Origin of the sequence: Mesorhizobium sp. AR07 (assembly GCF_024746815.1) — a bacterium.
Classification (GTDB): Bacteria; Pseudomonadota; Alphaproteobacteria; order Rhizobiales; family Rhizobiaceae; genus Mesorhizobium.
Genome location: NZ_CP080525.1, coordinates 5,552,342 through 5,567,870 on the forward strand (window position 1 = coordinate 5,552,342; position 15,529 = coordinate 5,567,870).

Here is a 15,529-nt window from a genome sequence, read left to right on the forward strand (position 1 = left end):
AGACCTATCCCTGCGCTTCGACCGCCGCGCGCCATGCGCTGACGTAGCCGGCCCAGACCGGGTCGGTCGGTGGCTCCAGCCTTTTGCCCTTGCCATGAGCAGTTGCCTGGTCCGTCGCCAGCAGCGCGGCGCCGATGCTGGTGCCGGTGGCGGCCTCGGATGCGATGACGCTGCGTGCCGTGCTTGACGCCAGCATGCCGACAAACAGCCGGTTGCGGGCAAAGGGACCTTCGACGGTGGTCGGGCCGTCGGCGCCGATCAGCTCGAGGCAGGTCGCCGTCATCAGCGCCAGGTAAAACGAGATGGCGGCAAAGCGCTGAGTGTTGTTGATGCCGTCCGCGTTGAGCCATGTCGCGGCATGATGCAGGAACGGCCCCGACCCTTGCTGGGTCGAAGGCAGCAGCAATGTCTTTCGCGCCAGCACAGTGCCGACATCATCTTCGGTCCAGTTGTCTGGCTGGCCTTCGGTCAGCAGGGAAAATTCACGCCCGCCCATGAAGCGCGCGGAGGGAACGGGGTCGCCCAGCGCGCTGACATTGACCAGCGTATCGCGCGCCGCATCCAGCACGACCTGTTTGCCGCCGACCGCCATCGACACCACCCAGGTGCCGGTCGAGACCACGGAGAAGGGCGGCCTGTCGGACAGGAGATGCGGCAGCAGCGAAGCGTTGGAATCGTGCAGGCCGCAGAACACCGGTGTTTGCGGATCGAGCCCGGTTCGTGCCGCAAGCGCCGGCAGGATTGGGCCGAGCCGATCCCTTGCCGGCCGTACCGGCGCCATCAGGTCGCGCCAATCCAGGCGATCGACCAGTGACGAGAAATCGGCTTTCCAGGGGTTCCACAAATCGGTGTGGCAGCCGAGCGAGGTCACCTCATTCGCGGCGACGCCTGTCAGGCGCAGTGCCCAGTATTGCGGATACATCAGCATCGCGGCGGCCTTGGCGAATTCCGCTGGGAAACGCTTTTGCTGCCAGAAGAATTGCGCGCCGAGATTGAGGCCGAGCGGCAGCCGTGGCGTGCCGGTCTCGGCGAAGGGCGGGCGGATCGCGTCGTAGTCCGCCGCCAGCCTGTCGGGGCCATCGAACTCATAGTCGAGCACCGGCAGCACCAACTCGCCCGCGGCGTCGACCAGCGCACCGGTCGCGCCATGCGTGGTGATCGAAATGGCGTCGATGCGCTGTTCGCGGTTGAGATCGGCAAGGCTGTCGAGGATGAACGTCCACAGCGCCTCGACATCGTGATGCGGGTAGGGCGCCTGCCGGACCGGTGCATTCGCCATGCGGCGCAGCGCCCCTTCTGTCAGCGTGGCGAGGTCAACCAATGCCACCTTGGCGTTGGTCTTGCCGATGTCGATGACGGCGATATGGCGGATCGCGCTCATGCCATATGGAACACGGTTTCCAGCGCCACGGCCACCGGCTGATTGTCCGGCCTGGTCTCCATGATGTCCGCCATGTGGGCCCACCAGCGCTGCATCACCGGATGCTTCGGCAATTCGTCCATGCCGTGCTCGTCTCGTCGCCACAGCACGCCGAACAAGATGCCGGTCTCCTCGTCAAGATGGATCGAGTAGTCGGAAACGCCGGCCTGCTGCAGGAGCGCTACCAGCGATGGCCAGATCTCGTCGTGGCGCTTCTTGTATTCGGCCTTCATGCCCGGCATGAGCTTCATCTTGAACGCGTATTTCTCAGGCATATCGTCCTCCGCGCAGCCGCCGCCAGACGATCGGCAGCGCGATAACGATGATCAGCAGCAGGCCGATGAAGATCGACATGACGATGCCGGGCACGTTGAGCAGGCCAAGCCCGAAGGTGACCAGCCCCATGATGAAGGCGGCGAGCACGACGCCCAAAATGCTGCCGGCGCCGCCGAGGATGCTGACGCCGCCAAGCACCACCATAGTGATGACTTCCAGCTCATAGCCCTGCGCGATCGACGGCCGTGTCGAGCCGAGCCGCGAGGTGATCAGCACCGAGGCGATGCCCGACATCAGCCCGGTCAGGCAAAACAGGATGAACTTGGTGCGGCCGACGCGCACGCCGGAAAACTGCGCCGCGACCGGATTGTTGCCGATGGCAAAAACGCGGCGGCCGAAGCTCGTGCGGTGCAGCACGAACCAGTAGACGACGGCCGCGATGAGAAACAGCACCAGCTCGAAGGACACCACCCACCAGACGTAACCCTGGCCGAAGAAGGCAAAAACTTTCAGGATAGCCCTTGTAGGCCTGGTCGCCGAGGATGATGAAGGCGATGCCGCGAAAAAGGCTCATCGTGCCGATGGTGACGACGATGGAAGGCAGGCCAAGTCTTGTCACCAGCAGCCCGTTGAAGGCGCCACAGCCGAGCCCGACGACAGTGCCGATCAGCACCAGCACAGGTGTGCCGGCGCCGGCCTGCACCGCCATGCCCATCATCGTCGACGCCAGCGCGACGATGGCGGCCACCGACAGGTCGATCTCGCCGGAAATGATCAGCAGCGCCATGGCAAAGGCGATCAGGCCCTTCTCGGTGAAGTTGAAGGTGAGATCGGACAGCGAATAGGGGTCGAGGAAATAGGGCGAGGCAAAGCTGTTGATGGCGAAGATGGCGACGGCCACCACGACCAGCAGCGCTTCCCAGGAAAAGATCGCTGACCTTAGCGGCTTATCGAGCCGGTCGGGAATGTGGCGCGGGGCAGGGACGTCGGTCATGTCACCGCCTCCATTTTTCGCAGGATAATGCGGCCCTGCTGGCGTTCGCCGCGCGCGTTGAGCACGACGGCGAGGATGATGGCGCTGCCCGAAATCGCCATCTGCCAGAAGGGCGAGATGTTGATGACCGGCAGGGCGTTAGAAATGATGCCGAGGAACAGCGCGCCGAGCACCGCGCCGCCGACCGAGCCGATGCCGCCGGCGATCGAGATGCCGCCGATGACGCAGGCGGCGATGATGTTGAGCTCATAGCCGTTGGCGACCTCGACCGAGGCGATCACATAGCGCGAGATCCAGAGGTAGCCGGACAGCCCGCCGATCATGCCGGAGATGCAGAAGACAATGAATTTCGTCCGCCCGACATCGATGCCGGCATAGACCGAGGCCGTCGGGTTGACGCCGATGGCATAGATCGATCGGCCGAGCGCGGTGCGCGTCATCAGGACGAAGAACAGCGCGATGACCAGGATGGCGATCCAGGACAGCACCGGAATGCCGAGCAAGGCCGTGCGCTGAAAGCCGATGAAGTCCGGGCTCATCTTGTCGGCATTGACCCAGGCGCCGCCGGACAGGACGAAGGTGGCGCCGCGGTAGATGGTCAGCGTGCCCAGCGTCACCACGATCGAGGGGATGTTCAGCCGCCAGACCAAAAGGCCGTTGATGGCGCCGAGCACCAGCCCAACGGCCAGTGCGATGACGATCAGCAGCGGGATCGGGATCGCCGGGTGCGCGGCGTTCAGCATCGCCACCACCATGCCGGTGAAGCAGAGATTGGACGCCATCGACAGGTCGATCGACCGGGTCAGGATGACGACCATCTGGCCCAGCGCCAGGATCATCAGGATCGAGGTGTCGTTGAACACCTGACGCAGATTGCCCGGGTCGGCGAAGGCCGGAAAGCGTGTCGAGATCAACCCGATCAATACGACAATGGCCGCGAGCAGCCAGATTTCGCGGTATTTGAAAAGAGCTTTCATGCCGCGATCCCCGCTGCCGTCCTGACCAGCGTTTCGGCGTCGAGGCCGTTGTTGTCGTAGACCGCCGCGACAAGACCTTCGCGCATGACGACGACGCGGTCGGACATGCCGAGGATCTCGGGCAGTTCCGAAGACACCATGATCACCGACAGGCCTTGCGCCACCAGCTCGGCCATGAAGCCGTGCACTGCGGCCTTGGAGCCGATGTCGATGCCCTTGGTCGGCTCGTCGAGGATGATCACCTTGGGCGCGGTCGCCAGCCATTTGGCGATGACGATCTTCTGCTGGTTGCCGCCCGACAGGGTGCCGACATCCTGGCTGAGCGAGGAAGCGCGCAGATCGAGCCGCTCGGTGTAGGAGCGGGCGAGCGAAAATTCTTCCGCCAGTCGCAACAGGCCGGATTTCGAGGTGTGCTGGAGCGAGGGCAGCGAGACGTTCTGGAAGATCGGCAGGCCGATCACCACGCCTTGCTTGCCGCGCTCCTCCGGCACGTAGACGATGCCGGCCTCGATCGAATCCGCCGCCGATTTCGGCGCGATCGTCTTGCCTTCCAGCGTGATCGTGCCGCCCGACGTGCGGGTGATGCCTGAAATCGCTTGCATGACCTCGCTGCGCCCGGCGCCGACAAGGCCGTAGAAGCCGAGGATCTCGCCCTTGTGCAGTTCGAAGCCGATATCGTTGAATTCGGTGGGGTGCGACAGGCCGGACACGGAGAGCACCGGCGCGCCGATCTCGGCCTTGCGTTGCGGAAAGATGTGATCGACCGAGCGGCCGACCATCATGCGCACGATCTGGCTCTGGCCGGCATCCCTGATCAGGCCTTCACCGACCATCTCGCCGTCGCGGAACACCGTGTAGCGGTCGGCGATGCGGTAGATCTCGTCGAACTTGTGGCTGATGAACAGGATCGCCTTGCCTTCGTTCTTGAGGAACTCGATGAGCAGGAAAAGCTCCTCGATCTCCTTCATCGAAAGAGCAGCGGTCGGCTCGTCCATGATGACGATCTGCGCGTCGATCGACATGGCGCGGGCGACGGCGACGAGATGCTTGTTGGCGATGCCGAGGTCCTTCAACCTTGCGTCGGCGTCGATATGGCCGGCATGCATGGTGTCGAGCACTTCGCGCGCGTTTTTGCGCATCGTGCGCCAGTCGATGGTGCCAAAGCGCGTGCGCGGCGCGTGGCCGAGAAAGATGTTTTCGGCCACGCTCAGGTCGTCGAACAGCACGGTTTCCTGATGGATGGCCGTGACGCCATGCCCGAAGGCGGCGTGTGCGCTAGGCAGGGTTACGGCCTGGCCGTCGATGCTGATCGTGCCCGCATCGGGCTGGTAGATGCCGGTCATGATCTTGACCAGCGTCGACTTGCCGGCACCGTTCTCGCCGATCAGTGCCGTCACCTGGCCCGGATAGAGCGACAGGCTGACATCGTGCAGCGCGCGCACGCCGGGAAAGCTCTTGGATATGCCCGACAGCGCCAGGCGTGGGGCTGCTTTACCCTCCCCCTTGTGGGGAGGGTCGCGAACAAGGTGAGCGGGGTGGGGGTCTACTAGCATATCAAGGTCCTGGCACATGGAGATGTCGCCATCCCCACCCCGTCTCGCCTGCATCGCTTCGCGAAGCCGCCTCGCCGACCCTCTCCACAAGGGGGAGGGTCGTGCGAGCGTCCCAGATCAATAGATCTTGGAGAACTTCTCGATGTTGCTCTTGTCGAACTGGAAGGGCGGAGCCATCGCAGCCGAGTTGGTGTCGTCGAGCGTGACCTTGCCGACGCGGCCGATCGACAGCGTGGCGCCGGGCTTGGCTTTTTCCTTCTTCACCGCCAGATCATGGGCGAGGTAGACGGCGGAGTAGCCGAGGTCGATCGGGTTCCAAAGCGCAACGGCTTGCGAAGCGCCGTTGTCGATGAACTTCTTGAACTCGGACGGCAGCGCGAGACCGGTGACATTGACCTTGCCGATCAGCTTCTCGTCGGTGACGACCTGGGCGGCGGCAACGACGCCGACGGTGGTCGGCGCGATGATCGCCTTGAGGTTCGGGTAGGACTTCAAGAGACCCTTGGCTTCGTCCGTGCTCTTGGCCGAGTCGTCATCGCCGTAGACGGTGGCGACGAGTTTGATCTTGGGGAACTTCTTCGGCAGGATTTTCTTGGCCGCGTCGATCCAGGCGTTCTGGTTGGTCGCGGTCGAGGACGCCGACAGGATGGCGACGTCGCCGCCTTCCGGCAGATAGTCGGCGGCAAGCTTGATGATGGTCTCGCCGATCAGGCCGGTGTCGGACGGGTTGAGGTGAAGCTGGCGGCCTTCCTTGGCGACGCCCGAATCCCAGGAGATGACAGTGATACCGCGCTCCATGGCCTTCTTCAGCACCGGCACTAGCGCGTCGGCGTCATTGGCCGAAATGGCGATGGCGTTGACCTTCTGGGCGATCAGCGAATTGACCACTTCGATCTGCGCCTCGGCGGTCGCCTTGGTCGGGCCGGTGTAGATGATGTCGACGTCGCCGAGTTCCTTGGCCGCCTCTTCGGCGCCCTTGTTGGCGGCATCGAAGAAGCCGTTGCCGAGCGACTTCACCACCAGCGCGATCTTGACGTTTTCGGCATAGGCCGCATTCACGAACATGGCGGCCGAGAACGCCGCCGTCACCATCAATTTCTTCAAAAAGCTCATCGAATATCCTCCCTTGAGCGTTGCATTCCATCGCCGCTGCGGGTGTGAGTTGGTCTCAGGCCTGCAGTGAAGATTCTTCCTTTGCCGACTTGCGGGCGACGATCAGCGTCACGCCTGCGGTCTCTAACATTTTGGCTTCGCGATCCTCGATGCCGTCATCGGTGATGACGGTGGCGATGCGCGACAGGCCGCACAGGATCAGGCTGGAGCGTTTGCGGAATTTCGAGGAATCGATCAGCACCACCAACTCGTCGGCCTGGTCGATCAGCTTCTGCTCTGCCTGGATCAGCAGTGGGTCGCCTTCCATCAGCCCGAGCGGCCCCAGCCCCTGCGCGCCCATGAACATGCGGCGCGCGTAGAAATTGCGCGTCACGTCATTGTCGAAGGGCGACAGGATGATGTTCTGCTCGCGGTAGATGGTGCCGCCCGACAGCATCACCGTGTTCTTGGAGTGCTTGAGCAGATGCTCGGCGATCGGGAACGAATTGGTGAAGATCGGCATGCGGCGGCCGGTCAGGAAATGCACCATCTGGAAGGTGGTGGTGCCGCCATTGATGATGATCGGCTCGCCATCCCCACACAATTCAACGGCTTCGCGGGCGATCGCCCGCTTCTGCGAAGCATTGAGGGTTTCGTTGACGGAGAAGGGCCGGCCGGCGAGGCCGATGAACTGCGGCGGCGAGATCGCCTCGGCGCCGCCGCGCACACGGCGCAGGCGCTTCTGGACATGGAGTGCCGCGATGTCGCGCCGGATCGTCGCCTCGGAGGACTCCGTCAGGTCGACCATCTCCTGCACCGTCACCACAGGCTTTTCCTGGACGGCGGACAGAATGATCCTATGGCGCTCTTTTTCGTGCATGGTTCCTCCCTGCCTGGGCATCTAGGCATCCAAAACGCGCAGTGTCAATCATTTCCGATCATATAATTTCATTGTGCAGTGCAATATGATCGGTCTTGATCGTTTGTGATTGACAAGTCGGATGCTTCCGTGGAAATTCGGGGCCAAATGGGCCGCGCCGTTTGCGGGCCTTCGGGAGGATACCCTATGCTCGACAAGCGCACCGGCACGCGCCTCGCCAATCTGTGGGACGAGGCCAAGGCTCAGGCGATGAGCGAGCCGGAACTTCTGGTCTATCGCTCGAACACGCTTGGCTCCGACAAGCGCGTCACCAACTATGGCGGCGGCAACACATCCTCGAAAATCCAGCAGAAAGACCCGCTCACCGGCGAAAGCGTCGAAGTGCTTTGGGTCAAGGGCTCGGGCGGCGACAGTGCCTCGATTAAAACAGACGGTTTCGCCACGCTCTACATGGACAAGCTGCGCGCGCTGAAGGGTCTTTATCGCGGCCTCGCGCATGAGGATGAGATGGTCGGCTTCCTGCCGCACTGCACCTTCAACCTCAATCCGCGCGCGGCCTCTATCGACACGCCGCTGCACGCCTTCGTGCCGAAGCCCTATGTCGATCACATGCATCCCGACGCCATCATCGCCATCGCCGCCGCGAAGGACTCCAAGGCGCTGACCAAGGAGATCTTCGGCGACGCCATCGGCTGGCTGCCATGGAAGCGCCCCGGCTTCGAACTCGGCCTGTGGCTGGAGAAATTCTGCCTCGAACATCCCGACGCGAAGGGCGTCATTCTCGAGAGCCACGGCCTGTTCACCTGGGGTGATACGCCGAAGGAGTGCTACGAGACGACGATCTCGGTGATCAATCAGGCGATCGAATGGTTCGAGCGAAGGTCCGAAGGCGTGGCCATCTTCGGCGGCGAAGCGGTCAAGTCGCTCGACGTCGCCGCACGCCGCGCCATCGCGGCGAAGCTGATGCCGAAAATCCGTGGGTTGATCTCGGAAAAGAGCCACAAACTTGGCCATTTCGACGATCAGCCCGCCGTGCTCGAATTCGTCAATTCGAGGGATTTGCGCCCGCTGGCGGCACTTGGCACCTCCTGCCCAGACCATTTCCTGCGCACCAAGATCCGGCCGCTGGTCATCGAATTCGATCCGGCAAAGCCCGATGTCGATGCCGTCATTGGGCGCCTCGCCGACGACATTGCCGCTTATCGTGTTGGCTACCAGGCCTATTACGACAGCTGCAAACATGCGGACTCCCCCGCCATCCGCGATCCCAATGCCGTGGTCTACCTGATGCCCGGCGTCGGCATGTTCACCTTCGCCGGCGACAAGGCCACGGCGCGCATTTCGGGCGAATTCTACGTCAACGCCATCAACGTCATGCGTGGTGCCTCGACCGTGTCGTCCTATGTCGGCCTGCCCGCACAGGAAGCCTTCGATATCGAATACTGGCTGCTCGAGGATCTGAAGCTGCAGCGCATGCCGAAGCCGAAGGCGCTTGCCGGCCAGATCGCGCTGGTCACCGGTGGCGCCGGTGGCATTGGTCGCGCGACCGCCAGCCGGCTGCTGCGCGAAGGCGCCTGCGTCGTGCTGGCCGATATCGACGAAACCGCGCTCGCCAGCGCCAATGACGAGTTGGCCAAGGCCTATGGCAAGGATTTCGTCCGGCCGGTGCTGATCAACGTCACCTCGGAGGACCAGGTCATCTCAGGCTTCGCCGAGACGGCGGTCGAGTTCGGCGGTATCGACATTCTGGTGTCGAATGCCGGCCTTGCCTCCTCGGCGCCGATCGAGGAAACGACGCTGGCGCTGTGGAACAAGAACATGGACATCCTGTCCACGGGCTATTTCCTGGTTTCCCGGGAAGCGTTCCGGCTGTTCCGCGTGCAGAAGATCGGCGGCAACGTCGTCTTCGTCGCCTCCAAGAACGGCCTTGCCGCCTCGCCCAACGCCGCCGCCTATTGCACCGCCAAGGCCGCCGAGATCCACCTCGCTCGCTGCCTGGCGCTGGAAGGTGCGGAGGCGCAGATCAGGGTCAATGTCGTCAATCCGGACGCCGTGCTGCGCGGCTCGAAGATCTGGACCGGCGAGTGGAAGGAACAGCGCGCCGCCGCCTACAAGATGTCGACCGACGATCTCGAGGAGCACTACCGCTCGCGCTCGATGCTGAAGCGCTCGGTGTTTCCCGAGGACATCGCCGAGGCCATCTATTTCTTCGCCTCCGACATGTCGGCCAAATCGACCGGCAACATCATCAATGTCGACGCAGGCAACGCGCAGAGTTTTACGCGGTAATTGTCAAAGGTAGCGCTGCCCCTCACCCTTACCCTCTCCCCGTAAGAACGGGGAGAGGGGGTCGCCTGCGCCGGAGCGCTTCCCTTCTCCCCGTCACTATACGGGGAGAAGGTGCCGGCAGGCGGATGAGGGGCAGCGCCGACCGAATGTATTTGGGAGGAAACAGCAGTGTCCGAAACCATCATTTCCGCCGACCTCGTCGACAGGGACAATGCCGCGCGCAAAGCCAACCTCGAGCGCGACTACGCCTCGCTCGGCGAGCGCCTCGACCGCCGCGGCATCGCCATCGACGCCATCCGCGACAAGGTCGAGAAATTCGCCGTGGCCATCCCGTCCTGGGGCGTCGGCACCGGCGGCACGCGCTTTGCCCGCTTTCCCGGCGCCGGCGAGCCGCGCGACATCTTCGACAAGATCGAGGACTGCGCCGTCATCCAGCAGCTGACGCAGGCGACGCCGACCGTTTCGCTGCACATTCCGTGGGACAAGGCCGACCCGAACCGGCTGAAGCAAGCGGCCTCGCGCTTCGGCCTTGGCTTCGACGCCATGAACTCCAACACCTTCTCCGATGCGAAGGACCAGAAGCTCTCCTACAAATTCGGCTCGCTGTCGCATGCTGACGCCGGCACACGCCGGCAAGCGATCGAGCACAATCTCGAATGCATCGAGATCGGCAAGACGCTGGGCTCCAAGGCGCTGACGGTGTGGATCGGCGACGGTTCGAACTTCCCCGGCCAAGTCAATTTCGCCAGGGCCTTCGAGCGCTATCTCGACGCCATGAGGCAAGTCTATGCCGGGCTGCCGGACGGCTGGAAGCTGTTTACCGAGCACAAGATGTACGAGCCTGCCTTCTATTCCACCGTCGTGCAGGATTGGGGCACCAACTACATGATCGCGCAGGAGCTGGGCGACAAGGCGTTCTGTCTCGTCGACCTCGGCCACCATGCGCCCAACGTCAACATCGAGATGATCGTGTCGAGGCTGATCCAGTTCAAGAAACTCGGCGGCTTCCATTTCAACGATTCGAAATATGGCGACGACGACCTCGATGCCGGTTCGATCGATCCCTACCGGCTGTTCCTTGTCTTCAACGAACTGGTCGATGCCGAGCTTTCCGGCGCCGAGGGTTTCGATCCGGCTCATATGCTCGACCAGAGCCACAATGTCACCGATCCGATCGAAAGCCTGATGCTGTCGGCGGTCGAGGTGCAGCGCGCCTACGCGCAGGCGCTCCTGGTCGACCGCAAGGCGCTGGAAGGCTATCAGGACGGCAATGACGCGCTGATGGCGACACAGACGCTAAAAGTGGCCTACCGCACCGATGTCGAGCCGATCCTGGCCATGGCGCGGCTGAAGACGGGCGGCGCCATCGATCCGGTCGCCGCCTACCGGGCGGCGGGCTACCGCGCCAAGGTCGCGGCGGAACGCCCGGCGGTTGCCGGTGGGAGCGGTGGCATCGTCTGACATCTGATCTGACATCTGAATTGATCCGCCTGGTCCACCCATTGATGGTGGACTCGGTGACCCTGACGGGGTCTTCTAGGCGTCCCCCCGCCGGAGAACCGCGATGCCTCTCACCCGTCGGACACTGATCGCCGCCAGTCTTTCCCTGACCTTCGTCCTGGCGCCGTTGACGAGCGTCTTGGCCGCGTCACCCGCGCCAGCCAAGGGCGAACACGGCATGGTGGTCACCGCCCAGCATCTGGCTTCGGAAGTCGGCGTCGAGGTCTTGAAAAAGGGTGGCAATGCGGTCGATGCCGCGGTCGCTGTCGGCTATGCGCTGGCCGTCGTCTATCCCAATGCCGGAAATATCGGCGGCGGCGGCTTCATGACAATCCGCTTCAAGGACGGCAAATCGACCTTCCTCGACTTTCGCGAGCGCGCGCCGCTTGCGGCGACCAAGACCATGTATCTCGACAAGGACGGCAACCCCGTGAAGGGCGCGAGCCTCGACGGCTATCTCGCGGTGGGCGTACCCGGCTCGGTGGCTGGTTTCGAGATGGCGCGCGAAAAATATGGCACTTTGTCCCGACAGGATCTGATGGCGCCGGCGATCGGCTATGCCAAAGATGGCTTCGTCCTCAATCAGGGCGATGCCGCCTCTTTTGCCGGCAGCGCCGGCAGGCTGGCGAAGGATCCCGCGGCTGCCGCCATCTTCCTGAAGCCGGATGGCAAGCCCTACGGCATCGGCGAGCGCCTGATCCAGCCCGACCTTGCCGCCTCGCTCGCCGCCATTTCCGAGAAAGGCCCGGATGCCTTCTACAAGGGCGCCATCGCCGATGCCATCGTCAAGGCGGGCAGCGCCAAGGGCGGTATCCTGGCCAAGCCGGATTTCGAGCAATATGCGGTCCGCGAACTCAAGCCCGTAACCTGCCTCTATCGCGGCTACGAGATCACATCCTCGCCGCCGCCGAGTTCCGGCGGCGTCATCATCTGCGAAATCCTCAACGTGCTGGAATTCTATCCGCTGTCCTATCTCGGCGCCGGTTCCGCCGAAACGGTGCATGTCATGGTCGAGGCGATGCGCCATGCCTATGTCGACCGCAATTCGGCGCTCGGCGACCCGGATTTCGTCGACAATCCGGTCTCGAAACTGCTGGACAAGGCCTATGCCAAGGATATCCGCGACAAGATCGATCCGTTCCGGGCCGGCGTGTCGCAGGACCTGATGCCGAAGGGTTTTGGCGAGAGCAAGGAGACGACGCACTATTCAATTATCGACAAATGACGGCAATGCGGTCGCCGTAACCTACACGCTGAACGGCTCGTTCGGCGCCGGCGTGGTCGCCGACGGCACTGGCATCCTGCTCAACAACGAGATGGACGATTTCACCCAGAAGCCCGGCGTGCCCAACCTCTATGGCCTTGTCCAGGGCGAGGCGAACGCCATCCAGCCGAAGAAGACGCCGCTGTCGTCGATGAGCCCGACCATCGTGTCCAGGGACGGCAAGCCGTTCATGGTCATTGGCAGCCCCGGCGGTTCGCGCATCATCACCATCACGCTGGAGGCCATCGTCAACGTCATCGACCATGGCATGAACATCCAGGAGGCGATCGACGCGCCGCGCATCCACCACCAATGGCTGCCCGACACGGTCTATGTCGAGCCGTTCGGCCTGTCGCCCGACACTGAAAAACTGCTGGCCGGCATGGGCTATCACCTTGATCTTGGTGACCAGACCTGGGGCCAGGCCGCAGGCATTCTCGTCGGTGGCAAGAGCCTGGCGGAGATCGGGAAGGGCGGCGGCGCGCGCTACAACGGCGCCATCGACAGCCGTGCCGCATCGGGCGAGGCGCTCGGCTATTGATGTCCCAATTCAAAATTCAAAGCCAAGGCCGTCATGAAATCAGCGTCACGGTGGATGCGATCAGCATCAGCGCGGCGATGCCGACGAACATCGCGTAGATGCGTGGCCGGTCGAGCAGCAGCGCGTTTCCGGATATCCAGGCCGATGTGGCGCCGCCAAGCGCAAACAGGAACCCATTGCGGTGCCCGAAGGTCAACGATGCGGCCATCAGCCCGCCAATGATCAGCGCGCCGAACACAATGATCACGGCAACAGCATACTTCTCGAAGTCATTGCCGCTTCCCATGCTCGGACCTATCGCGTTCAACGTAGGCAGATCGTCCGGATCGAAGGGATTGGTCGACCCATATTCGTCTTGACCGGCAGGCTCTCGCATTATTCGTTCTCCGTATGGCGGCAACAAATCATCAAGCCTTGCCGAGCGCAACCCGATCGCACCACCCTCAGGACGTTCGGTACGGTCTTCACCCATCTTTTGACGGCGGCTTGCCGTCGGCTTTTTTGATTCGTGCCCCGGGCGTCTTTGGTCTCAGGCAATCCAGGGTGCGTCTGCCCGAAGGGCGGCCGTGAACCATCCTATCATGGAATGTATTCGTGGAGGAAAGATGATGCCGGGCGTGGTTTCGGCCACCGACTGCGATTTTCGGTGGGACGCGACGTCGCACAGAGCGTGACGGGGCGAATCGCCCGCGCCGATGAATTGGATGTCCAACCAGCCCCGGTTCGCCATGTCTGTATGTCGTGACGCCTAAGCGACGCGAGCAGGCGGCAGTTCGAACAGAGTGGCGCCGTTCTCCTGACCCCGCTCGACATAGCCGATGATGTGAAACCATCTTGCGACGTCGGGCCCCTGGAGCCAGCTGCGCGAGTGAATGGGGAGGTTGCCGGCGAGCGCCTGGATGTGTCTGATATGTTTTTTGCAGAAGCGAACGGTCGCGCCACGGAAGAAATCCTCCTGTGCGGCAAACAGCGTGTCGGCGGCGTCGCTATTCTCGTGCCAGGCGATGATCGCCACGGCCTTGTCGCCCTCGACAAGCGCGTGCGCGCGGCCTTCCTTCAGGTTCATCATCAGATTGTCGTATGCGATCTTGCTGTCCTTGCCGGCCGCGACGTATTCGTCCGACATCCGCTTCGACAGACCACGAAAGACATCCTCCAGATCCCCAAGCGTTGCTGCGCGTGCTCTCATTTCACCTCCTGGCGCCCCGGCAGGCAGTTTGCCCTAAGGATGAGGGATCACCAAGCAAATCGAATCCGCTGGTGGCCTAATGAGCGCAAAGCTGTTTCACCCGGCGATGCGTGCCGGCGCGCGATGGGGCTGGTTTCTGCCAAGCCGGCGGCTATGATCTAAGGTGATGAACTCAATTGGAAAATGGTGCCCAGAGGCGGATTCGAACCACCGACACGCGGATTTTCAGTCCGCTGCTCTACCAACTGAGCTATCTGGGCCTGTTCCGGCAAACGAAATCTCGTCCACCGGATCTCATGAAAGCGCCATCGGCGCCCCTTGAAAGCGCGTGGGTTATAGCACGGGAATCCGGCCTGTCCAGCGCCCAGATGGCGATTTCAGACAGGAAAAGAGACGCCATGCGACGGCCCTGTTCCGATGCCGCGGCGATGGTCGGAACGGCGCGCGGCGTGGTCCCGTTTCGGCCGGTGGTGTCCTTGTCCGCGCTGCCATCGCGGGCCGCAATGCCGTCACCCGTCTTTTAGCCGGCGATCGAGATGCGGCGACGCGTTCGCGGCGGCGGGCATGCCCCGCCTGGCCGTCGCGGCCTATCTGGCTCCGGACAGGCCTCTGCGAAAATCGGAGGGCGACATGCCGGCCAGCTTGCGGAACGACTTGTTGAAGGCGCTGAGCGAGCCGAAGCCAGAGTCCATGGCGACGCGCAGCACATTGGCGTCCTGATGCATCAAAAGCGCCTGCGCGTAGCTCAGCCGCAAAAGGTTCACATACTCGTTGAGCGTCATGCCGGTTGATTTCTTGAACAGGCTCATGGCGTATTTGGGATGGATGTCGGCGGCGGCCGCTATGTTCACGCAATCGATGTCGTAAAGGAAATTCTCGGCGATGAAATCGCACATGCGCCCGACATTGCGTGACGACTGCGGATCGAAGGGGCTGCCGGTTTCCTGGCCGATCGGGGTTGCGGATACGAGCCGGTAAGGTTCGAACCGCACTCGCTCCAGCCGCAGCAGCAATTCGTTGACGGCGTGTTCCGCCTTGGCCTGGTCGCCGGACCGGGCGTAGCGGTTCCAGCGCTCGAAATTATGGTTGTCGGACTGGTCGGTGGCACCGGTCACCAGCGTTGCACCGGTCATCAGCCGGTGCCGGATATCCGTGGGCAGATGCAGGCGGAAGAAATGCACCAGCGGCAGATGCGCGCCGGCATAGATGGCGTCGTCGGACAAATCGTCCATCTGGTGCGGCAGGCCGCCCCAGAACAGGCACATCTCGCCGGCAGAAAGCGAAATCTCGTGGTCGTTCATGCGGTAATGCACGCTGCCGCGGACAATGAAATTCACCTCGACCTGGGCGTGCCAATGCGGCTTGAGCATCACCAGAGGATTGGTGTGAAACATCTGCAGCAAGAGCGGCAGGCCTTCCACGCTGCTGGCGCCAGGCTGGTAAAACGGCCGCTCCGGCATCTTACTTTCCGCCAATTTCATATTCCCTTTGACGGCGACAGGCCCTGCCCACTGCCTAGTCTAGGCATGCTCACAGTGAGAGAGCAAATGAAAT

At 62.8% G+C, this 15,529-nt stretch carries 11 protein-coding genes, 1 tRNA gene and 2 pseudogenes; 3 read left to right on the plus strand and 11 right to left on the minus strand.

All coding sequences use genetic code 11. The features are described from left to right. Window positions 1-4 precede the first annotated feature (4 nt). The 7 genes and pseudogenes from BPNPMPFG_RS27710 to BPNPMPFG_RS27740 form a co-directional block, all read right to left on the minus strand. Window positions 5-1,381: an FGGY-family carbohydrate kinase gene (locus tag BPNPMPFG_RS27710; protein ID WP_258591767.1), complete on the minus strand. Its 1,377-nt coding sequence runs from the start codon at window positions 1,379-1,381 to the stop codon at window positions 5-7. Continuing rightward, complete coding sequence (gene rhaM, locus BPNPMPFG_RS27715) at window positions 1,378-1,695, minus strand: L-rhamnose mutarotase (RefSeq protein WP_258591768.1); 318 nt, start codon at window positions 1,693-1,695, stop codon at window positions 1,378-1,380. The genes BPNPMPFG_RS27710 and rhaM overlap by 4 nt, the downstream gene beginning before the upstream one ends. Further along, window positions 1,688-2,690: pseudogene (locus tag BPNPMPFG_RS27720) on the minus strand (ABC transporter permease). The gene rhaM and the pseudogene BPNPMPFG_RS27720 overlap by 8 nt, the downstream one beginning before the upstream one ends. Beyond that, entirely contained in the window at window positions 2,687-3,667 is a 981-nt protein-coding gene (locus BPNPMPFG_RS27725; RefSeq protein ID WP_258591769.1) for an ABC transporter permease, read from the minus strand. The pseudogene BPNPMPFG_RS27720 and the gene BPNPMPFG_RS27725 overlap by 4 nt, the downstream one beginning before the upstream one ends. Then, window positions 3,664-5,220 (minus strand): sugar ABC transporter ATP-binding protein, encoded by a 1,557-nt coding sequence (locus BPNPMPFG_RS27730; protein ID WP_258591770.1) that lies wholly within the window; start codon window positions 5,218-5,220, stop codon window positions 3,664-3,666. Before BPNPMPFG_RS27730 ends, BPNPMPFG_RS27725 begins: the two co-directional genes overlap by 4 nt. A gap of 117 nt (window positions 5,221-5,337) precedes the next feature. After that, window positions 5,338-6,333 carry a rhamnose ABC transporter substrate-binding protein gene (rhaS, locus tag BPNPMPFG_RS27735; RefSeq protein WP_258591771.1) on the minus strand — a complete coding sequence of 332 codons (996 nt, stop codon included), beginning with the start codon at window positions 6,331-6,333 and terminating at the stop codon, window positions 5,338-5,340. Window positions 6,334-6,388: 55 nt separating this feature from the next. Beyond that, entirely contained in the window at window positions 6,389-7,192 is an 804-nt protein-coding gene (locus BPNPMPFG_RS27740) for a DeoR/GlpR family DNA-binding transcription regulator (RefSeq protein ID WP_258591772.1), read from the minus strand. 186 nt (window positions 7,193-7,378) lie between these two features. Between BPNPMPFG_RS27740 and BPNPMPFG_RS27745 the strand changes: the two genes are divergently transcribed. The 3 genes and pseudogenes from BPNPMPFG_RS27745 (at window position 7,379) to ggt (ending at window position 12,786) form a co-directional block, all read left to right on the plus strand. Then, window positions 7,379-9,481, plus strand: a complete 2,103-nt coding sequence (locus tag BPNPMPFG_RS27745) for a bifunctional rhamnulose-1-phosphate aldolase/short-chain dehydrogenase (RefSeq protein WP_258591773.1) — start codon at window positions 7,379-7,381, stop codon at window positions 9,479-9,481. A gap of 168 nt (window positions 9,482-9,649) precedes the next feature. Beyond that, window positions 9,650-10,942 carry an L-rhamnose catabolism isomerase gene (gene rhaI, locus BPNPMPFG_RS27750; RefSeq protein ID WP_258591774.1) on the plus strand — a complete coding sequence of 431 codons (1,293 nt, stop codon included), beginning with the start codon at window positions 9,650-9,652 and terminating at the stop codon, window positions 10,940-10,942. Between the two features lie 103 nt (window positions 10,943-11,045). Then, a pseudogene (ggt, locus tag BPNPMPFG_RS27755) lies at window positions 11,046-12,786 on the plus strand (gamma-glutamyltransferase). Between the two features lie 31 nt (window positions 12,787-12,817). Here ggt and BPNPMPFG_RS27760 read toward each other — a convergent pair. From BPNPMPFG_RS27760 to BPNPMPFG_RS27775, 4 genes are all read right to left on the minus strand, one after another. After that, window positions 12,818-13,162, minus strand: coding sequence for a hypothetical protein (locus BPNPMPFG_RS27760; RefSeq protein ID WP_258591775.1), 345 nt, complete (start codon window positions 13,160-13,162; stop codon window positions 12,818-12,820). 372 nt (window positions 13,163-13,534) lie between these two features. Next, entirely contained in the window at window positions 13,535-13,975 is a 441-nt protein-coding gene (locus BPNPMPFG_RS27765; protein WP_258591776.1) for a hypothetical protein, read from the minus strand. Between the two features lie 184 nt (window positions 13,976-14,159). Further along, window positions 14,160-14,235, minus strand: a tRNA-Phe gene (locus BPNPMPFG_RS27770). Between the two features lie 327 nt (window positions 14,236-14,562). After that, entirely contained in the window at window positions 14,563-15,456 is an 894-nt protein-coding gene (locus BPNPMPFG_RS27775; RefSeq protein ID WP_258591777.1) for a helix-turn-helix domain-containing protein, read from the minus strand. Window positions 15,457-15,529 lie beyond the last annotated feature (73 nt).